We start from the raw sequence: 21,776 nt of genomic DNA, 5'->3' as shown, positions 1-21,776 counted from the left end.
ATGGCGCAAGGTGGGTCCTTGCGCCATGCTCGTATGCACTTATGATCGCTGGGTACTGAGCCACTGTCGCCCTTCAACAAAACGGGCAGTCAACATCGAACAAACGGTGTTTCCACATGAGTTAAGCAGTGTAGCTGGGGCGTCAATAATCGTGGAAATGACAGCAATTAACGGCAATGCTTCTGGTGGAAAGCCAAAAATGCTAAGAATAAGCATTTCACCAACAAGGCCACCGCCAGGAATGGCTCCCATCACGGCGCCAACTAAAAAAGCGACTGCCAAGATGCTTAAAACAGCGGTAGGGCTTGCCATTTCTTTACCAAAAAGCGTAAAGAGAAAGACAATCTTTAAAACGCCGCCAATCACAGACCCGTCTTTATGGGTATTAGCCCCTAAAGGAATTACCGTTTCAGCAATGTCCTTTGGAACGCCCATCCGTTTTGCTGCCTGCAAATTAACGGGAATGCTCGCTGCACTTGAACATGTTGCCAACGCAGTTGTCGATGGCGCGACCGCATGTTTCCAAAATGTTTTGATGCCAAACTTGCCGCCGGCAACGTATGCATATAAAGTAAAAAAACCAAAAAAATAAACCACTGTAATGCCGATATATAGGAGGAGTACGCGTAAATATCCACCAAGTAGTTGGCTTCCGAGTTCGCCAATAATAGCGGCAAAATAACATCCTAAACCGATCGGAGCGTAATACATAATATAAGAAATAATTTTCATCATGACAGTCTGACCTGAACGTAAAAATTGGGCGAACGGCTTGCCCTGTTCACCAACGGCTGTAGTGGCCAAACCAACAAATACAGATAGAACAATCAATTGTAGCATGTTGCTTCGCGAAAAAAGATCGGCGAAGTCTGGGACAGTAATTGTTTGTACAAGCTCTTCAAGCAAATTGAATTCTTCATTAGCTTCTTCAGGCGTATAAGAAGAGAGCTCTCCTTGCAGTGAAGCTGTTTCAGTCTCTGATAAAGGCGGGACAAGGGAAGATCCAAAAAGTGCCAAAACGCCGGCAATTGCCGCTGTCACAAAAAAGACTGCAAACATGGTGCCCATTATTTTTCCTAAGCGCTTCATCCCGTTCATCGTTGCAATCGCTGAGGAAATGCTAAAAAACACAAGTGGTACGATCATCATAAACATAAAGTTAAGGAATAGATCGCCAAATGGGCGAACGATCGTCGCATCCTCCCCAAAATAAACGCCGCATGCCCCTCCTATAGCAACGGCTCCTAGTAAAATCAGTGAAAAGCGGTACTGCTGTAAAAATTGTCTCATCGTCATTTCTCCTTACAAATGTACATTGCTGCTCTCTTATCATACATAGGATAAGGCAAAACGACAATCGCCAATTGCTCGTCTTGCTGGCTGTTCGTTTTGCCTTTTTTTCATGGTATGATAGCATAGGCACGTACAAATCAGGAAAGGATGGGTTCAATGGCAACCGATATTGCAAGGTTGATTGACCATACACTGCTTAAGGCAGATGCGACAAAGGAACAAATTCTCCAATTATGCAAAGAAGCACAAACATACCAATTTGCCTCAGTCTGCATTAACCCCTATTGGGTAAAACTCGCCGCTGAACAATTGAAAGAGGACAAACATGTTGCAGTTTGTACAGTAATTGGCTTTCCTCTAGGCCAATCAACGCCTGAAACGAAAGCGTATGAAACAAAAAATGCGATTGACAATGGCGCCACTGAAGTCGACATGGTTATCAATGTTGCTGCTCTTAAAGATAAACAAGACCAAATGGTGTTAAATGATATTCGAGCAGTTGTCGATGCTGCAAAAGACAAAGCACTGACAAAAGTCATTCTCGAAACATGCTTGTTGACGAACGAGGAAAAAGAGCGAGCATGTGCACTTGCTGTTCAAGCAGGAGCTGATTATGTCAAAACGTCTACAGGCTTCTCAACAGGAGGAGCTACGGTGGAAGATATTGCGCTAATGCGCCGAGTTGTCGGCGCTGATGTAGGTGTCAAAGCTTCAGGCGGTATTCGTGATTTAGCAGCTGTGAATGCGATGGTAGAAGCAGGCGCAACTCGTATTGGCGCAAGTGCAGGAGTAGCGATCGTAACAGGTGCAACAGGAAGCAGCGGCTACTAATACACAAAGGCGCTAACCACTCAGACGGATAGGCCTGTCCAACGACGGAGTATACGAGCGTTTGTTTACAGTCTGAAAGGCGGAGAGATGCTCCGCCTTTGTTGTGTCTTTTTATGAAAACAGGTCGCTTATATACGCTTTTTCTGTGTCTGTTAACTGGATATCAGCGGCCTTTTTGTTAGCTATCCATTGTTCAGCACGCTTTGCTCCAGGGATGACAACATCGATTTCTGGACGCATCAAATACCAAGCCAGCACTACATGGGCGATGTCGGCGCCATGGTTGTCTGCGATAGGTTGTAGTTTGTTGACCTTGTCGATGTTTTCCTTAAACGTTTCTCCTTGGAAATGCTTTTGTGAATTGCGCAAATCGCCGCTAGGGAAAGTGGTTTCTTTGTCATATTTACCAGCAAGCAAGCCTGATACGAGTGGGAAGTAAGGGACGAATGAAATTCGGTGCTCTGTGACGTACGGAAAAATCGTCTCTTCTGCCTCCCGGTTCAGTAAATTGTATTCACCTTGGTAAACATCGACATCCCCGTTTTTATTTGCCTCTTTTAATTGTTCTAAGCTAAAGTTTGACACACCTATTGCACGAATTTTTCCTGCCTTTTTTAATTCAGCCAATGCTTGGACGGCCTCGTCTTTTGGCGTTGATTCGTCAGGGAAATGAATATAAAACAAATCAATGTAATCCGTTTGCAGTCGTTTTAACGCATCATCGACTGCTTTTGTTAAAAAGGACGGAGAATTATCAAATACATAATCGTTGCCTTGTTTTTTATGGGCGGCTTTGGTAGCAACAATCACATCGCTTCGCTTAAACTCTTGCAGAACTTCGCCAATTAATTCTTCTGAGCGTCCTTCGCCATAAATAAATGCTGTATCAAGAAAATTGCCGCCATGTTGAATGCTTTGGCGCACCAAGTCTTTACCAGCGTTTTCATCTAAGTTCGGGTAAAGGTTGTGCCCGCCAACAGCATTGGTGCCAAGACCAATGGGATATACACGTAGCCCTGATTTTCCGAGAATCGACTGTTTCATTCAATCTCCTCCTTAAAAATGGTTTCTTGGTGCTATTTCCCTTATAATAGCCACTAAAAACCAGGACATGCAAGGAAGTGGTCATCCTTTCGCCACACGTTCGACAAACTGGGCAAATTTAGCGGTGAAAGGGAGGACAAGGAGTGAGCAAGCAATATTATACAGCGTACTTGCATGAGCCAGTTGGACGCTAGCCGTTTTTGCAAGCAGATAGGAAACATCAGCTAAATAAGGGATCAAAGCATAAAACAAAACGGCCCCCAATAAATTGAGCCAAATGTGGGCATGGGCTACAAGCCTAGCGGTGTGCCCTGCGCCGATGCTTGCAATGTATGCGGTTAAGCAAGTGCCAATATTGGCGCCGAGCATAATCGCGATTCCAGATTCCATTGAAAGTCCTTGATCTTGGATAAAACCCATTGCCATGCCGATCGTAGCTGTGCTGGACTGAATAATGGTCGTCACGATAGCACCGACTCCGATGCCTGTTAAGTGGCTGTCATTTGTCCATTGAAAAAAGTGATGAGTGACAGGGAAGGAGGCGAGTGGATCTGCTAATGATTCAAGTCCCGTCATCGCTAAAAAAATGCAGCCAATTCCAAATGAAACACATCCTGCTGTGTAGGAGGCCGCATTTTTAAACATAAGCAAAACGAGACCGAATAGCAGCAGCGGTACTGCCAGATCGGATAGTTGGAAGGCAACCAGTTCTAATGTAAAGCAAGAACCGATATTTGTCCCTAAAATGACGCCGATCGTTTGCCTGAATGAAATGATGCCAGCAGCAACAAGGCCAACTAAAAGCACCATTACAACAGAACTTGACTGAAAAAGCGCTGTGATAAGTGTACCTGCAATCAGCCCTTTCCAAGGGGAGTCAGTCGCTTTCAACAAAAGCGTTTGGACTTTTTCTACCCCTATCTGTAATAATCCGGCTCGCAAGATGAACATGCCGAACAGAAAAAGCGTAATAAATACAGCCATAACTGTAAACAGTTCTTTTCCCATGCAACCACCTCGTCCTTACACTATATGGACAAGTGGAGAGAACATGACAGCAACTTTTGGTGGTATAGGCGAAGGCGGAAGTTTTCGGATTGCAGTTGACTTAAAAAGAGCCACTGTATTATAATGTTAAGCAGACGTGCTTTATGTACGTGTTGAGTTTGGTTGTTTTCGGAGGGAGGGAAATAAAATGGCAGAAACTCGTGTTCGCAAAAACGAATCGATTGATGCTGCACTTCGTCGCTTTAAGAGATCACTCTCTAAAGAAGGAACGTTAGCTGAGGTAAGAAAACGCAAGCACTTTGAAAAGCCAAGTGTAAAACGTAAAAAGAAATCTGAAGCGGCTCGTAAACGCAAGTTCTAATTTTTGAGAGGGTGGTTTCCCTTGGATCTTCTTGAGAGGTTAAACCTAGATATGAAGACTGCGATGAAGAATAGAGATAAAGACAGGCTTTCTGTCATCCGTATGGTGAAGTCCTCATTGCAAAACGAGCAAATTAAGCTTGGGCGTGATTTGACTGAGAGCGAGAGCTTAGCTGTTCTTAGCCGAGAAGTCAAACAGCGTAAAGAATCCCTCCATGAATTTCAACAAGCGAATCGTGAAGATCTAGTAAAAAAGCAGGAAGCGGAGCTATCCGTGCTGAACGAATATATGCCTGCGCAATTGTCAGACGATGAATTGGAAGCAATTGTAAAAGAGACAATTGCACAAACAAATGCTACCTCAAAAGCTGATATGGGAAACGTAATGGGCGCAATCATGCCAAAAGTAAAAGGCAAAGCCGATGGTGCCCTCGTTAATTGCCTTGTTGTCAAGCATTTAACGAATGAATCGAACGAATAAAACCTCTGCTGTTAAGCGGAGGTTTTTTACTATTCCCTAGCGTAACAATAGAATTGTTTGGTTTTCTCCGGATGGCGTGATACACTTTTTTATGAAGGAACTGAAACCTCTAGGCGAATGGAATCGTACATAAAGTAACACCTGGAAAAGGAGGAGGATAGACGAGTGGGCAAGTGGATGAAATTCGCCTTAGTGTCCTGGCTGCTGGCGTGTGTGCTTTTGCCGTTTCAGGTGCTTGCCAACCAAGCCGATTCAAAGAACGCGTCCATTTATGTAATTCCGATTGAACAAACGGTCGAACGGGGCCTTGAAGCCTTTCTTGAGCGCTCATTTTCAGAGGCTGAGGAAAACGGCGCGGACCATATCATTTTGAATATTAACACCCCAGGAGGCGCTGTCGACGCAGCTGGCCATATCGCTAATATTATCAATAGCACGGATATTCCTGTTACCGCCTTTATCAATAGTGAAGCGATTTCAGCAGGCGCTTATATTGCTTTAAATGCAGATGAAATCATCATGGTACCGAATGGCCAAATTGGGTCCGCTGGTGTGATTGATGGGTCTGGTAATGCAGCAGAAGAGAAAACCCAGTCTCTCTGGATCAGTCGCATGAAGACTGCCGCTAGTGAACATGGCCCTGAAGGCGGCCGGAATCCTGATTATGCAGAGGCGATGGCAAATGCTGAATTTGATGTAGAAGGGTTCCCTTCCGGTTATCTCACGCTAAATGCCAAACAGGCGTATGAAGTCGGCTATGCCGAAGCCATTAAGGATGATTTAGCAGGTGTGCTTAACTATTTAGGCTATGATAAAGAGGAAGTCCATGTGACGGAAGCGGATGTGAGCATTGCTGAACAGATTGCTCGGTTTGTGACGAATCCAATTGTCATTCCGATCTTGCTTTCGATTGGCAGTTTAGGCTTAATTATGGAACTGTACTCGCCAGGGTTTGGCGTCCCAGGTATTATGGGGATAAGCGCATTGCTACTATTCTTTTTTGGCCACATGGTTGCCGGTTTTGCTGGCTGGGAGTCCCTCATCTTAGTCGTTGTTGGGGGAGTGCTTCTCGGTATTGAATTTATAGCACCTGGGTTCGGCATATTTGGCCTTCTAGGAATTGGTTTAATCGTCGGCGGATTCTTTATGGCCTCTTTTTCGACGACGGTGATGGTTTTTTCGGTCGGTATTGCCTTGTTTGTGTCTATTGTGGCGGCTATTGTGTTGTTCGTGTTCTTTGGTGACAAAGGACCGTGGAAAAGGCTTGTCTTATCCACCCAGCCGACAGTAGAAGAAGGGTATCTCTCTGTAGAAACGGACCCGTCACTTGTCGGAATGGAAGGCAAAGCGCTTAGTGTCCTTCGACCAGCTGGTATTGCCCTGATAGGAGACGAGCGGCTTGACGTCGTTTCTGAAGGGGGCTATATTGAGAAAGGCAGTTCGCTCAAAGTGATTCATGTATCCGGTGCCCGTGTCGTTGTGCGGAAAGTAGATCCGGTACAGACATTAAAGAAGGAGGAGACAGACTAGATGATGAATGATTCAACGATTTTCGTTTTGATTGCCATTGCACTTGCAATTATTTTAATTGCAATATTGTTTACGTTTGTGCCAGTCGCACTATGGATATCTGCGATTGCGGCCGGTGTGAAAATCGGTATTTTTGAACTTGTAGGGATGAGGCTCCGTCGGGTAGTGCCAGCGCGTGTCGTCAACCCGCTCATTAAAGCAGTAAAAGCGGGCCTTGACTTGGATACATCCCGATTGGAAGGGCATTATTTGGCAGGGGGGAACGTCGACCGTGTCGTTAATGCCTTGATTGCTGCGCAGCGCGCCAACATTGACTTAAGTTTTGAACGGGCAGCAGCAATTGACCTTGCTGGACGTGACGTCCTGGAAGCAGTGCAAATGAGTGTTAACCCGAAAGTCATTGAAACGCCGTTTATTGCTGGTGTAGCAATGGATGGAATTGAAGTAAAAGCGAAAGCGCGAATCACCGTTCGTGCCAACATTGACCGCCTGGTTGGTGGTGCCGGGGAGGACACGGTCATTGCCCGTGTCGGCGAAGGGATTGTTTCGACAATTGGTTCACAAGACGATCATAAAAAAGTGCTTGAAAACCCAGACATGATTTCACAGACCGTCCTTTCAAAAGGGCTTGATTCAGGAACAGCCTTTGAAATCTTATCGATTGATATTGCAGATATTGATATCGGCAAAAACATTGGTGCAGAATTGCAAACAGACCAAGCGCAAGCAGACAAAAACATTGCTCAAGCCAAAGCAGAAGAGCGTCGCGCGATGGCTGTAGCGAAAGAGCAAGAAATGAAGGCCCGTGTCGAAGAAATGCGCGCGAAGGTTGTGGAAGCAGAGGCAGAAGTACCAATGGCTCTTTCCGAAGCACTCCGTCAAGGCCATATGGGCGTAATGGATTATATGAATTACCAAAATGTAATGGCTGATACGGATATGAGAGATTCGATCAGCAAAGCATCTGGAACGAAAGACGAACAGCATTCGAAAAATGACCCTCGCAACCGTAACGACAAATAAACAGGAGGGGATTGAATGTCCGGTTTATTTGATTTTCTGTTTGCCAATCCGTTCCTTCTGATTTTGCTTATTGGTGGATTGGTCAGCTTTTTCTCGCGAATGGGTCAGGCCACTCAACAACAGAACAACAGAGGCGAAGAAGAACCAGAACAGCCTCCTGTTGAACAACAGCCGCAGCAACGGCCGCAACGAGGACCGGTACAAACGCAGCCTCGCGTCGATCATAGACAGCCGAAGCAGCAGGAAATACGCTGGGAAGACTATTTTCCGCAAGAATCCGCCCCGCCTGCTCAACCAGATATTCAACCTGCAAGTGTTGAAGCAAGTGAGCGTGCACTAGAGAAAACAGAAAAACTCCAGGAGCGCAGACACCAACTGCAAGAACGTGTCAACAGGTTTAAAGAGGCAGAACAGAATTTAGCTTCTAGAAAAAGGGACGAGGCGAATGCCGGTGAGCCCCTTGATTTAAACCTGTCTCAGCTTTCTGGAAAAGAAGCGATGAAAGCCGTTGTTTTGGCGGAAATTTTAGGCCCGCCTAAAGGACGGAAATTGGCAAAATACCCTCGTAGACAGTATTAATAAACAGGCATTTCAGCTTGATATTGTCGACTTTGTCGGCAACCTTACCGCAGCCCCCCATTGGGCTGCGGTTTTTTGTGCTATTTCCCTTCATTGATTCATAGACTCGTTAGGAGAGGGGGCTGCCAAATGAAAAAGATGACGAGCCGAATGAAAAACTGGATTGCCCATCACATGCAGCTTCCTGCTGATGTCCTCATGGATTTGCCGCGAATCACAATGATCGGCCAGCTGCATATTTACATTGAAAACCATCAAGGTGTGCTCCGTTTTTCCAGCCAGGAGCTTCGCCTTCTTTTAAAGCAAGGTCAGTTGCTGATAAAAGGTGACGGGTTTGTATTAAAAACGATTTTGCCCGAAGAGTTACTGTTGGAAGGGCGGATTGATGAAGTGCTGTTCATTGATGACAAAAAGAACCGTTAAGAAAGGAGCCAGACGGAGATGCGAAATGATTTCCTTAAATCATTTATTGGGTCTGTTACGGTAGAAGTGGCTGGCCAATATCCAGAAAGGCTACTGAATGCATGCCTAAAAAACGATGTCCATGTCTGGAATGTCCGGCATGGAGGTAATGACAACATTCAGTTTGATGTAGCGTTGAACAATATTGCAAAAATCCGTGTTCTCTTTCGACATTCTGGATGTAAGACAACCTTTACAAAACGATCTGGTTTGCCTTTTTTTATGAAAAAAGTAAAAATCCGCGCCGGGTTTGCCATTGGGATGGTGGCCTTTTTCATGCTCATGTTGTTTTCGTCGAGTATGGTATGGGGAATTCACATCAAGGGAGCGTCCCCCCACGTCGAACAAGAGTTGCGTGAAGTGATCGATGAAATTGGCATTAGGCGAGGCGCTTTTCAGTTTACATTACCGCAACCTGACGAAGTGCAACGCATTGTAACGGAGCATATCGATGAGGCAACTTGGATTGGTGTGCGCAAAAAAGGGACGACCTTTGAATTTGAGGTAGTCGAGCAAGTACGCCAAGAAGCCCCTGAGTTGTTGAGTCCCCGTCATCTTGTTGCCGCAAAAAAAGCGGTCATCCATAAAATGTTTGTAGAAGATGGCAAAGCGGTGAAAAAAACCAATGATTTTGTAGAAGAAGGCGAATTGCTTGTATCCGGATTTATTGGCGCTGAAGGAAAAGAACAGACTGTAGCTGCAAAAGCATCGGTAATCGGTGAAATATGGTATACTTCTTCTGTAACTGTTCCGTTCGAAAACACATTTGCTTCTTTGACAGGCGAGCAACAAAGCAAGCGTGTGCTTGTATTAGGTGACATAGAGATTCCTTTTTGGAACATAAAAGAACCGGATTATGAGACGTATGAGACGTTTGAACAGGAGACGGAGTGGTCTTTATTTGGCTATCGTTTGCCGATTCAGTTCCGTACGATCGAACAGCGTGAAACCTTAGAATTTACTCGCACGTATACAAAAGAGGAAGCTGTTGCAGTCGCGAAAGAGGAAGCGCGGCGGGAGTTAAGAGAGAAAATTCCAGAAGATGCGGAAATCATGTCTGAACATGTTTTGCAAGAAGCGGTCGAAAATGATAAAGTTTCTTTAATGATTCATTACCAAGTTCTAGAAGAAATTGCACGCGAAAAACCAATTATCCAAGGAGACTGAGGCGATTGTCTGAAACATCTTTAATCCAGCTAGGCGCAAAAGACGCTCGTATTACGCAAGCGCTATATGGGCCAAATGACCAGCATTTAAAACGATTGGAGGAAGAGTTGTCGATCCAACTCGTCACAAGAGGCGAAGCAATATTAGCGATTGGTGAAGCAAGTGAAATTGAGCGCGCCGCCAATGTCCTTCAAGCGCTTGAACAAGTGGTCGAACGGCAACAGCAAATAAGTGAGCGTGATGTCTTGTACGCCGTACAGCTAGAAGCGGCTGGCAAGCTGGAGGAACTTCATGATTTATACGACGAAAATATTGCAACGACTGTAAAAGGGAAAAATATCCGCGCAAAATCACTTGGCCAAAGGCACTATGTATCGACGATTAAAAAACACGACATGGTTTTTGGTGTCGGCCCAGCGGGGACTGGCAAAACCTATTTAGCTGTCGTCATGGCTGTTGCTGCCTTAAAAGAGGGCCATGTGCAACGGATCGTTTTGACTAGGCCTGCTGTTGAAGCCGGAGAGAGCCTCGGTTTCTTGCCAGGGGATTTGAAAGAAAAAGTGGACCCTTACTTGCGTCCCATTTATGACGCGCTCCATGAAGTTTTAGGCGTGGAGCATACAGCAAGGTTAATGGAAAGAGGGACGATCGAGGTCGCGCCGCTTGCCTATATGCGAGGGCGTACACTTGATGATGCGTTCGTCATTTTGGACGAGGCCCAAAACACAACCGAAGAGCAAATAAAAATGTTTGTTACTCGGTTAGGTTTTGGTTCGAAAATGGTTATAAATGGAGACTTGACACAAGTGGACTTGCCAAAAGGCAAACGGTCAGGTTTACAAGCAGCATTGGCAAAGCTGAAAACCGTGAAAGGCATTGGTTTCGTTTACTTGCAAGCAAGCGATGTAGTCAGGCATTTGCTAGTCCAACGAATTCTTGAGGCATACGAACGTACAGAAAACGAGCAGTGACCAAAACGTTTTTTGGGCAGAAAGCGAGGTGACCAGCTATGGCTGCAGACAAACGTAAAGCGCCTTCCACTCGTGCATGGTGGCGAAAAATTAAACACCAACCCTATATTCGTGTAACCATTCTCGCGATCCTAGGCGTTCTGATTTATGTATCGATGTTAGACAACGTCATACCAGAGCGGCTAAACGTAAATTTGTCCGAGCCAGCGGAGCAAGATATTCGTGCACCTATGACGGTAGTGGACCAAGCGGCAACGGAGCAGCGAAGGACGGAAGCGATCGCCAGCATTGATTCCCAAATGAAGCACAATACAAAATACGAAGAAGACAGAGTTCAGCAAGTCAATGATATCTTTAGTGTAATTGGAAGTGTGAGGGAAGACTCAGCCGAGCTGGAAGGGGAGGAGGAGGACAGCGATGACCAGAACATGCCTCTTGAAGACCAAGTTGAACGTGTGCGCGCTGATTTCTCCGATACTACAAATGCTGATTTGCAAGATGAAACGATCGTCGCCTTGCTTGAGGCTACGGATGCCCAATTCCAATTAGCCCTGGACACCTCGGTAAATACAGTTCATGAAACGATGAGCCAACAAATTCGTGTTGGCGATTTGCAGGAGGTAAAACAAGAAGCGCGAGACCAAATTGAAAGCATTTCGACGCTTGTTTCTGATGTGCGCCATGCTGTCGCTGAAATTGTTGACATGGCGATTGTGTTCAATGTTACATATGATGCAGAAGCAACACAACGATTAAGGCAGGAAACATCTGAAGCGATCGAGCCTGTTCTCATTCGCGAAGGGGAGCTAATTGTAAAACAAGGGGACATCGTTAACCACCAAGTTTACGAACAGCTCCGCCTTGTCGGCTTGCTCGATGATTCATTAATCATTTATCCCTACATAGGGTTAGCCCTATTTGTTTTCATTCTGATCGCGGTTTTAGCCTATTTTTTAAACGATTCGCAAACGACCGTTGCCACTGACAACTCCCATTTGCTCATGTATGCGATCGTCTTTACCGTGATTGTGGCATTAATGAAAACATCGAGTTACTTAGAGAGCCTATTGATGATAAACGGATTTGGGTTTGTTGTCCCAGCTGCAGCAGGGGCAATGCTCCTTACGTTATTGTTGCAGCCAAAAATCGCGATTGTTTCTAGCTTTTTGTTTGCGATTATTGGCAGCGTTTATTACAATCACGATTCTACGAGCACATTTTCATTTACGTATGGTTTCTATATATTTATAAGCTGTTTAACGGCTACCTACTTTTTAAATAGTACCAACAAAGCTACGCGGATTTTGCGGGCCGGTCTGTTTGTTGCTTGCGCGAATATTATCACTGTACTTGCGCTATTATTAATGAAAAGCATCCATTTAAATGTAATGGAGATTGGCTTGCATTTTTCAGCAGCATTTTTGTCTGCATTTATAGCTGCGGTGCTGACGATTGGGCTTTTGCCATTTATTGAAACAGCTTTTGGGATTTTATCAGTTACAAGGTTAATCGAACTCTCGAACCCGAACCATCCGCTCTTGCGGAAAATCTTGACTGAAGCTCCCGGGACATACCATCATAGTGTGGTTGTCGGCAATTTGGCTGAAGCTGCTTGCGAGGTGCTCGGGGAAAATGGGCTGTTAGCCCGTGTTGGCGCTTATTACCATGATCTAGGGAAAACACGGAGGCCCCACTTTTTTATTGAAAACCAACTTAAAGGCGAAAATCCACATGATAAAATTTCGCCCCAACTCAGCAAGACCATTATCATTTCCCATCCTTACGATGGGGCAGAATTGCTTAGGCAACATAAGATGCCTAAGGAGATTATTGATATTGCCGAACAGCACCACGGCACAAGTTTGCTGAAGTTTTTTTACCACAAAGCAAATGAGGATGCGGAAAAACCTTTGCCAGAATCACAATTTCGCTATCCTGGGCCAAAACCGCAAACGAAAGTGACGTCAATCATTTCGATTGCGGACAGTGTAGAAGCGGCAGTTCGTTCTATGCAAAAGCCGACCCCTGATAAAATTGAAAATCTGGTTGATAAAATTATTAAAGATAAGCTGGAAGATGGGCAATTCGACGAGTCTGATCTGACGCTAGCCGAATTAAACGCCATTAAAGTTTCCTTATGTGAAACGTTAAATGGCACATTCCATCAACGAATCGAGTATCCAGAAGAAAAGCCTAAAGGAGAAAAGCCATGATTGATGTGGAATTAAATGATGAAGGGCAGTTTCTTTCAAGCGAGCAATTGCAACTAGTTAAGGACGTCCTAAACCATGCTGCGAAAGAAGTGAGCTTGTTGCAGCAAAGTGAGGTGTCGGTGACATTTACTACCGAAGAGGACATTCACGAGTTAAACCGTGAACATCGAGGGATTGACCGCCCGACGGATGTACTGTCATTTGCCTTAAATGATGAGACAGGCGAATTCGATCCAACCTTTCATGAGGATCTTGGCTTACCTAATTTGTTAGGGGACATCGTCATTTCAGTCCCCCATGTCGAGAGGCAGGCTGCTGACTATGGCCATTCGTTTGAACGGGAACTTGCTTTCCTTGTTGTCCATGGCTTTCTTCATTTGCTTGGCTACGACCATATGAACAAGGAAGAGGAAAAGCAAATGTTCACTAAACAAGAGGAGATTTTACAATCCTATGGGCTTGGGAGATCGGAATCATAAAGGAATTCGCCGCTTTTTGCATTCGTTCCGTTACGCAAGCGCAGGGCTCATTGATGTCATTAAGCATGAGCAGAACATGCGTATCCACTTAATTAGTGGGGCGGTTGTATTGATTGCTGCTTGGGCGTTGTCTGTTTCAATTGAGCGGTGGCTCGTGCTTTTGCTTGTGGTCGGCGGTGTACTGTCACTGGAAGTGATGAATACGGCAATTGAACGTACCGTCGACTTAGTGACGGAAGAATACCGCCCTTTAGCAAAGCGTGCAAAAGACATTGCTGCCGCCAGTGTGTTTGTGTTCTGTATTTTTGCTGCGGTAATAGGAGTAATGATCTTTTTTCCGTACTTGTTCGAATTATTCCAGTAAGAAGGAGTCGTGCTAAAATGGATGCCGAAACATTAATGCAACAAGCGATCGCGGCAAGGAAGGACGCCTACGTCCCTTATTCATCATTCGCTGTAGGAGCGGCGTTGCTCCTTGAAGACGGTTCAGTTGTCTTAGGGGGAAATATTGAAAATGCAGCATATAGCTTAGCGAATTGCGCGGAGCGGACTGCTTTGTTTAAAGCATATCGAGCGGGGCAAAAGCCATTTAAAGCAATGGCAGTTGCTGCAGACACACCAGGCCCGGTCTCGCCATGCGGTGCATGCAGGCAAGTGCTGGCCGAATTGTGTCCGCCAGAAATGCCTGTTTATTTATGTAACTTAAAAGGAAATGTGAAACAAACAACAGTGGAAGAATTGCTGCCTGGATTTTTTAAAGCGGAGGATTTATATGAAGCAAAAAACAACAACATTTAAATCGGGGTTTGTGTCCATTATTGGCAGGCCAAATGTTGGAAAGTCAACCCTTTTAAACCGGGTGATTGGCCAGAAAATTGCCATTATGTCAGACAAGCCGCAAACAACACGGAATAAAGTACAAGGCGTGTTGACGCGAGACGACGCGCAAATTGTCTTTATGGACACGCCTGGCATTCACAAACCAAAACACCGGCTAGGCGACTTTATGATGAAAGTCGCAAAAAATACGCTCCGCGAAGTGGATTTGATTTTATACGTGGTGGAAGCGGATGCGAAATTCGGCCCTGGTGAACAGTATATTATCGAACGACTTCATGAAACGAAAACGCCAGTGTTTTTATTAATTAACAAAATTGATAAAGTTTCTCCAGAAGAGCTGCTTAAAGTGATTGATTTGTACAAGGATCGTTATCCATTTGCAGAAATTATCCCGATTTCTGCATTGGAAGGGAATAATGTGCCAACGCTTGTCGAACAAATTGTGGAGCACATGGAAGAAGGGCCGCAATATTATCCAGCAGACCAAGTGACGGACCACCCAGAACGGTTTATAATTGCGGAGCTTATTCGCGAAAAAGTTCTTCATTTGACGAAAGAAGAAATTCCACATTCTGTCGCTGTAGTCATTGAACAAATCAAAAAGCGGGACAATGGCAAAGTATATGTTGGCGCCACTGTCATCGTCGAACGCTCGTCGCAAAAAGGCATTATCATTGGCAAACATGGTGCCATGCTAAAAGAAGTCGGCCAGCTTGCTAGAGGCGACATTGAAGCGCTGCTTGGTTCCAGTGTCTATTTGGAACTGTGGGTGAAAGTCCAAAAAGACTGGCGTAACCGACCGTCTCAATTAAAGGATTATGGTTTTAATGAAAATGAATATTAACTGGGAAAACAATGGGTTCAAACTGGGCGTTTGACCATTGTTTTTTTGTGTCGCCTGATTTATGATTAAACAAACAATCTGATAAAATTAACCAAATCAAAAAAGTCAAGCGCAGGCAATTAACAATATTTCCATCGAATGGGCGATGCGGATAAGGGAATGATACAACCGAAGACTTAAGGAGAGGGAGGCGTTTAACATGCTTGTTCTAACATGGAAAGTGTTTTCGCAAACGGGCAACGTTGAAACATACCTGCTTCATAAAGAGTTGGAGCGGGACATGGAAGTGCAAGAGGAAACGGCTTATGAACCAGATGATTTATCGGATTCAACCTTATCTTAAATCCTGTTGCTTGCTGTAAGGATGGACAATGTTAAAAAAACAAGATGCAATCGTGCTAAAATCAATTGATTATGGCGAAACAAATAAAGTCGTGACTCTTTTTACAAAAGAAGACGGCAAACTTGCTGTTTTGGCGAAGGGGGCAAAAAAGCCTAACAGTCGCTTTGCCGCTGTAACACAGCCGTTTGTTTATGGAAGTTACTTATATTTTCAAGGAAACGGTCTTCCCTCTTTAAGCCAAGGGGAGGCCGTCGATTCATTTAAAGAACTGCAATTTGATATCGTTAAATCGGCCTATGCCGCTTATATAACTGAACTTGTCGACAAACTGACGGAAGAGCGCAAACCGACGTTCTTTTTATTTGATTGGCTTCTGCTGGCGTTGCGGCAAATCAACGCCGGACAAGACGCGGAAATAATTGCCCGAATCTTGGATATGAAGATGCTTCCACTAGCTGGAGCTAAACCGGAGCTTGATTGCTGTGCCTCTTGCCGCTCAGAGACCCGTGATCCTGTTGCTTTTTCAGTTGCTTTTGCTGGGTTTTTATGCAGGAATTGTATTCATAAAGACGAGCGCGCTTTCCCGATTACTCTCCCATTTGCCAAGTTGTTTCGAGTGCTTTATTACGTCGATTTGACGAAAGTAGGCACCATTTCTGTGAAAGCTGAAACGAAGCGGCGGTTGGAATTGATTATCCGCACCTACTACGATGAGTATGTGGGGGTACAGTTAAAAGCGCGCCGCTTTATTAGCCAACTAGACAAAATTGGCGGCTTAAACAGTGACGTTGACAAGTAGGAGGAGCAAGCGTATAATGTGGATACGATTATAGGTGCAGTGACGGAAAAAAACAGCATTTGCCGACTGGTTTGTAGCGACTTTGGGAGGGTGGAAGCCAAAGAGCCAGAAAATGTTGAAGGCGCTTCCTGAGCACATTCGGAAGAAAGAGATTAGACGCTTAAATTAAGTTGAGGTCACTTAGGCTGATGTCTGAGGAACTTAATAAGCGTTTAATAAGTAGGGTGGAACCGCGGGTGAACCTCGTCCCTACGCCAATAGGCGTAGGGGCGCTTTTTTGTCTTCTGCGCTGAAAAAGGAGGAAGTTGATCAATGAATGTACAAACCATGATTTTAACGCTCCAATCATTCTGGGCGAAACAAAATTGCATTATTTTAAATGCGTATGACACCGAAAAAGGGGCAGGCACAATGAGCCCCCATACGTTGTTGCGCACGATTGGCCCAGAGCCTTGGAATGTTGCGTATGTGGAGCCATCCCGTCGTCCTGCTGATGGGCGTTATGGTGAAAACCCGAACCGGCTTTACCAACACCACCAGTTTCAAGTCATTATGAAGCCGTCTCCATTGAACATCCAAGAGTTATATTTGGATAGTCTTCGTGCATTAGGCATTGATCCTTTAAAACATGACATTCGGTTCGTAGAAGACAACTGGGAAAACCCAACGCTCGGGTGTGCGGGCCTCGGTTGGGAAGTATGGCTAGATGGGATGGAAATTACCCAATTTACGTATTTCCAGCAAGTAGGCGGCATGGAGGCTAATCCCGTGTCTGCAGAGATTACTTATGGATTGGAACGATTGGCCACATATATCCAAGATAAAGAAAATGTATTTGACTTGGAGTGGGTCGAAGGGTTCACCTATGGCGATATCTTTTTACAGCCAGAGTATGAACATTCTACGTATACATTCGAAGTTTCTGATGTAGACATGTTGTTTGAGTTGTTTTCTACTTATGAAAAAGAAGCAGAAAGAGCACTAGCGCGCGATCTTGTTTTTCCTGCGTATGACTATATTTTAAAATGCTCCCATAGCTTCAATTTGCTTGACGCCCGGGGCGCCATTTCCGTAACAGAACGAACCGGCTATATTGCCCGGGTTCGCACACTCGCTCGAAAAGCGGCGCGCAAGTACTATGAAGAGAGAGAAAAGCTTGGCTTTCCTATGCTTAAAAAGGAGGACGCCCACGATGAATAAGCCATTTTTACTTGAACTAGGATTGGAGGAGTTGCCGGCTCGTTTTGTTACGCCTTCCATTACACAGCTCGCTGAAAAAGTGCAAGCATGGCTTGATGACAAAGGCCTTTCGTACGGAGAAATCCATTCTTACGCTACGCCAAGAAGGTTGGCTGTACTCGTTGAAAATTTGGCGGATCGGCAGCCTGATATACATGATGAAACAAGAGGTCCTGCCTTAAAAATTGCCAAAGACGAAAGCGGCGCTTGGACAAAAGCGGCGCTTGGATTTGCGAAAGGCCAAGGAGTAGAAACGAGCCAGTTGGAAATAAAAGCGGTAAATGGCACTGATTATGTGTTTGCCAAAACACATAAAAAGGGTGAAAAAACAAGCGTGCTATTGCCGGAACTTAAAGAATTGATTACGGGCTTAACATTTCCAAAAAGCATGCGATGGAACACCTACTCCCTTCGCTATGCTCGGCCGATCCAGTGGCTTGTCGCTCTCTATGGCGAGGACGTCATTCCTTTCTCAATTAACGGTATCGAAACAGGGCGAAACACGACGGGACACCGTTTTTTAGGGACTAACTTTCCATTAGAGAATCCAATCGAGTATGCCGACGCCCTGAAACGTCACTATGTCATTGCCGATGCTGACGAACGAAAAGCAGCGATTGTAAGTCAGTTAAAGCAAATGGAGGAAGAGCATAGTTGGATTGTGCCAATAGATGAAGCGCTTCTTGAAGAAGTGACACAATTAGTCGAGTATCCAACTGCGCTATCAGGCTCATTTGACGATTCGTTTTTAGCTTTGCCGAAAGAAGTATTGATTACGACGATGCGTGAACATCAGCGTTATTTTCCAGTAGAAGCGAAAGATGGCCGTTTGCTTCCGTACTTTATTACAGTGCGAAACGGAAATGAAGAATTTATTGAAAATGTCGCCAAGGGCAATGAAAAAGTGTTACGTGCTCGCTTGTCTGATGCTGCCTTTTTTTATCATGAAGACCAAAAAATTTCCCTTCAGGCAGCAAACGCCAAACTAGACAACATTGTTTTTCATGAAGCGATTGGTACAATGGGCGAAAAGGTGGCCCGTATCGGCGAATTGTCCACATGGCTTGCAGGTGAGGCGAACTTAGGTGCCCAAGAAAGACAAACAGTGGAGCGGGCGGCCGCTATTGCCAAGTTCGACCTTGTGACTTACATGGTTGGCGAATTTCCAGAACTACAAGGAAGAATGGGGCAGGAATATGCGGAAAAAGCAGGCGAGACCCCTCAAGTAGCGAAAGCTATTTATGAACAGTACTTGCCTCGCTTTGCAGGGGACAAAGTGCCTGAAACTGAAGCGGGTGCAGTGTTGGCGCTTGCCGACAAACTCGATACGGTCGTCTCTTGTTTTTCCATTGGTTTAATCCCCACTGGCTCACAAGATCCGTATGCGTTGCGCCGTCAAGCAACTGGGATCATCCACATTCTTCTCCAAACTGAAATGCCTTTGACACTTAAAAACATGGCTGTGCATGCGCTTGATTCCATTGCAAAAAAAGGGTTTATGACAGAAAAAGTCGAAACGACCAAGCAGGAATTAATCAGCTTCTTTGCGAATCGCTTAAAGCATGTCATGCTAGAAGCTGGCTTTCGCTATGATATTGTCGATGCGGTGCTTGCCGCTCCGCTTGTCGATGTGTATACGATGTTCGCCAAGGCAAGGCTGTTAACTGAACGTGCGGAAGACCGGGAGTTTAAAGAAGTGACCGAAAGCTTGAGTCGTGTCACAAATTTGGCTAAAAAAGCGCCAAAAGGTGGTCTCATTTCCGAAGATCTGTTTGAAAATGAAACGGAGTCACGGTTGCTTGCTGCTACGCTAGAGGTCGAGTTCGGCTTGGCTGAGGCTTGGAAGACCAAAGATGCGTTTGCTGCTTATCAAGCGTTGGCTCAGTGTCGTGACACGATCAACACGTTCTTTGACCATACGATGGTGATGGCCGACAATGAAGCCATTCGCAATAATCGCCTTGCGCTGCTTGACCGATTGGCGAAATCAATCCAGTCCTATGCTGATTTTCAAAAGATCGTCTTCTCGGCCTAAGATTATTGGCACTGGCTTAAAAAAGAGGTGAGTCCAATCGAATTATCAACTAGGCAACAGCAAATCGTCGATATTGTAAAAGAAAATGGCCCAATTACCGGCGAACATATTGCAGAACGTCTATCCTTAACGAGGGCGACTCTACGTCCAGACTTGGCTATTTTAACAATGGCCGGGTTCCTGGACGCCCGGCCTCGGGTAGGCTACTTTTATACGGGGAAAAGTGAAAGCCCCGTTCTTGCCGATAAGCTCCAGGAAATCAAAGTTCACCATTATCAATCGAGGCCCGTTTTGATTGAGCAATCAGCTTCTGTATACGAAGCGATTTGCACGATGTTCTTAGAAGATGTAGGCACACTTTTTATTGTAGATAGCCATGCAACATTGGTTGGAGTTGCTTCTCGAAAAGACTTGCTGCGGGCAAGCATGGGCGGACAGTCGATTGAGTCTATTCCTGTGAGTGTCATCATGACGCGAATGCCAAACATTACAATGTGTGAGAAGGATGATTCGGTAATTGAAGTCGCACAAAAGCTCATCTCCCGGCAAATTGATGGATTGCCAATTGTAAAAAAAGTAGACGCTGGATCAGGTTTCGAAGTGGTGGGGCGTATTACTAAAACCAATATTACTCAGCTGCTTGTAGATCTAGCCAGTAAAGACGGAATGTAACTTCAAAAGAAAAGGGGCGCGCTTATGACAAACGACACAGAACGCCTAGTTGTTTACATTGTTTCCGATTCCGTAGGGGAAACGGCGGAGCTTGTTGTAAAAGCTGCTGTCAGCCAGTTTAGTGGCTCCAATGTGGAGCTTAGAAGGATTCCCTATGTAGAGGACAAAGGGACGATCCAAGAAGTGGTGCAAATTGCACGCAAAGCCAAGGCGCTGATTGCTTTTACGCTTGTCGTCCCAGAAATAAGGGACTTTTTGTTGGAAAGCGCAAAGGCGGCGAATGTAGAAACGGTGGACATCATTGGACCAGTACTTTCAAAGATTACCGACTTAACCAATGCAAAGCCGCGCTATGAACCTGGGCTGATCTACCGGTTGGACGAAGATTATTTCCGCAAAGTTGAAGCAATTGAATTTGCGGTTAAATACGATGACGGACGGGATCCCCGTGGTATTATTCTTGCCGACATTGTACTGATCGGTGTTTCCCGTACTTCGAAAACGCCGCTCTCTCAATACTTAGCCCATAAACGACTAAAAGTGGCGAATGTCCCTCTTGTTCCTGAGGTCGAACCGCCGGAAGAATTGTTCAAAATCTCTTCCAAAAAATGCATCGGCTTAAAAATCAGTCCAGAAAAACTAAATAGCATTCGCACTGAGCGATTAAAAGCGCTAGGGCTTAAATCGGAAGCCAACTATGCAAACATCGATCGTATTAAAGAAGAACTCGAATATGCGAAAAAGGTAATGGATCGGGTCAATTGCCCTGTTATCGATGTTTCAAATAAAGCAGTTGAAGAAACAGCCAATTTAATTTCAAGCATGTTTCAACGAAATTAAGTATTGTTGATACTTCTTACTGTTCAAATGATCCCCAATCAAGTATAATTGAACATTGGGGATTTTATCATTGATGATTCATTGTTTTTATGTATAAAACCCTAAGAGAACAAATAAATTTAAAAAGTCAAGACTTATTCTTATTTTTTTGGCAATGATAGAACTGAAGGAAGGATAGCTGTAGCGCTTTTTTCGACACATTTTTATTTTTTTCGTCAAGGAAGAAGGAGATCTGTTGAAAATGTTGAATGATAGTGTATGGTGATTCCATCTAACACGACTGTTTACGTTGATGCGGATTCTTGCCCAGTAAAAGAAGAAGTCATTTCGCTTGCGCGGACATTCGGCAAAAAAATGGTCTTTGTTTATTCTTATGCGCATACCATGAGTTTGCCAAAGGATGTAGAAACGGCTATTGTCGATACGAGTAAAGAAGCAGCAGATCTTTATTTGCTGCAATCTGTCCACCGCGGAGATGTCTGTGTGACGCAAGATCATGCGTTAGCGTCACTCCTTCTTGTAAAAGGTGTGATCGTGTTGTCGCCCCGCGGGCATGTGTATAAAGAAGAGGAAATGCCAGCTATGCTTGCATGGAGGCATACCTCACAGAAAGCCCGGAGAGCTGGGGAAAAGACGCGTGGCCCGAAAAAATTTACAGCATCTGACCGCGCCGCGTTCTATCATGCTCTATATGCCGTACTTGAAAAGATAGCAAAGGAATAG

The 21,776-nt window shown here is 45.0% G+C and carries 24 protein-coding genes; 21 read left to right on the top strand and 3 right to left on the bottom strand.

What is annotated here, in order from left to right; translation table 11 throughout:
* Positions 1–39: 39 nt before the first annotated feature.
* A complete protein-coding gene (locus tag BC8716_RS20050; protein WP_094428567.1) occupies positions 40–1,290 on the bottom strand; it encodes a dicarboxylate/amino acid:cation symporter in 1,251 nt (416 codons plus the stop codon).
* A 159-nt stretch (positions 1,291–1,449) separates the two neighbouring features.
* Here BC8716_RS20050 and deoC point away from each other — a divergent pair, with 159 nt between their 5' ends.
* Positions 1,450–2,124, top strand: coding sequence for a deoxyribose-phosphate aldolase (gene deoC, locus BC8716_RS20045; protein ID WP_094428565.1), 675 nt, complete (start codon positions 1,450–1,452; stop codon positions 2,122–2,124).
* Positions 2,125–2,235: 111 nt separating this feature from the next.
* On the opposite strand, the gene BC8716_RS20040 is transcribed toward deoC, so the two are convergent.
* Positions 2,236–3,168 (bottom strand): aldo/keto reductase, encoded by a 933-nt coding sequence (locus BC8716_RS20040; RefSeq protein WP_094428563.1) that lies wholly within the window; start codon positions 3,166–3,168, stop codon positions 2,236–2,238.
* A gap of 81 nt (positions 3,169–3,249) precedes the next feature.
* Positions 3,250–4,176, bottom strand: coding sequence for a Na/Pi symporter (locus BC8716_RS20035; protein ID WP_094428561.1), 927 nt, complete (start codon positions 4,174–4,176; stop codon positions 3,250–3,252).
* 187 nt (positions 4,177–4,363) lie between these two features.
* Between BC8716_RS20035 and rpsU the strand changes: the two genes are divergently transcribed.
* The 20 genes from rpsU to BC8716_RS19935 all read left to right on the top strand — a co-directional run bounded on the left by rpsU (position 4,364) and on the right by BC8716_RS19935 (position 21,776).
* Complete coding sequence (gene rpsU, locus BC8716_RS20030) at positions 4,364–4,537, top strand: 30S ribosomal protein S21 (RefSeq protein ID WP_011246513.1); 174 nt, start codon at positions 4,364–4,366, stop codon at positions 4,535–4,537.
* A 21-nt stretch (positions 4,538–4,558) separates the two neighbouring features.
* On the top strand, positions 4,559–5,017 hold the full coding sequence (locus BC8716_RS20025; protein WP_094428559.1) for a GatB/YqeY domain-containing protein: 459 nt from the start codon (positions 4,559–4,561) through the stop codon (positions 5,015–5,017).
* Between the two features lie 165 nt (positions 5,018–5,182).
* Positions 5,183–6,547, top strand: coding sequence for an NfeD family protein (locus BC8716_RS20020; RefSeq protein WP_094428557.1), 1,365 nt, complete (start codon positions 5,183–5,185; stop codon positions 6,545–6,547).
* A 3-nt stretch (positions 6,548–6,550) separates the two neighbouring features.
* Positions 6,551–7,570: a flotillin-like protein FloA gene (floA, locus tag BC8716_RS20015; RefSeq protein WP_094429316.1), complete on the top strand. Its 1,020-nt coding sequence runs from the start codon at positions 6,551–6,553 to the stop codon at positions 7,568–7,570.
* A gap of 15 nt (positions 7,571–7,585) precedes the next feature.
* Positions 7,586–8,149 carry a YqfB family membrane protein gene (locus BC8716_RS20010; protein ID WP_094428555.1) on the top strand — a complete coding sequence of 188 codons (564 nt, stop codon included), beginning with the start codon at positions 7,586–7,588 and terminating at the stop codon, positions 8,147–8,149.
* Between the two features lie 129 nt (positions 8,150–8,278).
* On the top strand, positions 8,279–8,572 hold the full coding sequence (yqfC, locus tag BC8716_RS20005) for a sporulation protein YqfC (RefSeq protein ID WP_094428552.1): 294 nt from the start codon (positions 8,279–8,281) through the stop codon (positions 8,570–8,572).
* 18 nt (positions 8,573–8,590) lie between these two features.
* Positions 8,591–9,778 (top strand): sporulation protein YqfD, encoded by a 1,188-nt coding sequence (yqfD, locus tag BC8716_RS20000; RefSeq protein WP_094428550.1) that lies wholly within the window; start codon positions 8,591–8,593, stop codon positions 9,776–9,778.
* 5 nt (positions 9,779–9,783) lie between these two features.
* A complete protein-coding gene (locus BC8716_RS19995; protein WP_094428548.1) occupies positions 9,784–10,749 on the top strand; it encodes a PhoH family protein in 966 nt (321 codons plus the stop codon).
* A 38-nt stretch (positions 10,750–10,787) separates the two neighbouring features.
* Positions 10,788–12,962, top strand: coding sequence for an HD family phosphohydrolase (locus BC8716_RS19990; RefSeq protein WP_094428546.1), 2,175 nt, complete (start codon positions 10,788–10,790; stop codon positions 12,960–12,962).
* Positions 12,959–13,441: an rRNA maturation RNase YbeY gene (gene ybeY, locus BC8716_RS19985; RefSeq protein ID WP_094428544.1), complete on the top strand. Its 483-nt coding sequence runs from the start codon at positions 12,959–12,961 to the stop codon at positions 13,439–13,441. Before BC8716_RS19990 ends, ybeY begins: the two co-directional genes overlap by 4 nt.
* Positions 13,416–13,805 (top strand): diacylglycerol kinase, encoded by a 390-nt coding sequence (locus tag BC8716_RS19980; RefSeq protein WP_094428542.1) that lies wholly within the window; start codon positions 13,416–13,418, stop codon positions 13,803–13,805. The genes ybeY and BC8716_RS19980 overlap by 26 nt, the downstream gene beginning before the upstream one ends.
* A 17-nt stretch (positions 13,806–13,822) precedes the next feature.
* Entirely contained in the window at positions 13,823–14,239 is a 417-nt protein-coding gene (gene cdd, locus BC8716_RS19975) for a cytidine deaminase (protein WP_094428540.1), read from the top strand.
* Positions 14,214–15,125 carry a GTPase Era gene (era, locus tag BC8716_RS19970; RefSeq protein WP_094428538.1) on the top strand — a complete coding sequence of 304 codons (912 nt, stop codon included), beginning with the start codon at positions 14,214–14,216 and terminating at the stop codon, positions 15,123–15,125. Before cdd ends, era begins: the two co-directional genes overlap by 26 nt.
* A gap of 199 nt (positions 15,126–15,324) precedes the next feature.
* Positions 15,325–15,468 (top strand): YqzL family protein, encoded by a 144-nt coding sequence (locus tag BC8716_RS19965; RefSeq protein WP_011246526.1) that lies wholly within the window; start codon positions 15,325–15,327, stop codon positions 15,466–15,468.
* Between the two features lie 28 nt (positions 15,469–15,496).
* Positions 15,497–16,267, top strand: a complete 771-nt coding sequence (gene recO, locus BC8716_RS19960; RefSeq protein WP_094428536.1) for a DNA repair protein RecO — start codon at positions 15,497–15,499, stop codon at positions 16,265–16,267.
* A gap of 312 nt (positions 16,268–16,579) precedes the next feature.
* Positions 16,580–17,467, top strand: coding sequence for a glycine--tRNA ligase subunit alpha (gene glyQ / locus BC8716_RS19955; RefSeq protein WP_094428534.1), 888 nt, complete (start codon positions 16,580–16,582; stop codon positions 17,465–17,467).
* On the top strand, positions 17,460–19,541 hold the full coding sequence (glyS, locus tag BC8716_RS19950) for a glycine--tRNA ligase subunit beta (protein WP_094428532.1): 2,082 nt from the start codon (positions 17,460–17,462) through the stop codon (positions 19,539–19,541). The genes glyQ and glyS overlap by 8 nt, the downstream gene beginning before the upstream one ends.
* Before the next feature lie 27 nt (positions 19,542–19,568).
* Complete coding sequence (gene ccpN / locus BC8716_RS19945) at positions 19,569–20,213, top strand: transcriptional regulator CcpN (RefSeq protein WP_094428530.1); 645 nt, start codon at positions 19,569–19,571, stop codon at positions 20,211–20,213.
* 24 nt (positions 20,214–20,237) lie between these two features.
* Positions 20,238–21,053, top strand: a complete 816-nt coding sequence (locus BC8716_RS19940; RefSeq protein WP_011246531.1) for a pyruvate, water dikinase regulatory protein — start codon at positions 20,238–20,240, stop codon at positions 21,051–21,053.
* Between the two features lie 258 nt (positions 21,054–21,311).
* Complete coding sequence (locus BC8716_RS19935; protein WP_094428528.1) at positions 21,312–21,776, top strand: YaiI/YqxD family protein; 465 nt, start codon at positions 21,312–21,314, stop codon at positions 21,774–21,776.

Origin of the sequence: Shouchella clausii, assembly GCF_002250115.1 — a bacterium.
Lineage (GTDB): Bacteria > Bacillota > Bacilli > Bacillales > Bacillaceae_D > Shouchella > Shouchella clausii.
Note: the sequence above shows the minus strand (reverse complement) of the source record. Positions and strands in the feature narration are given on the sequence as shown.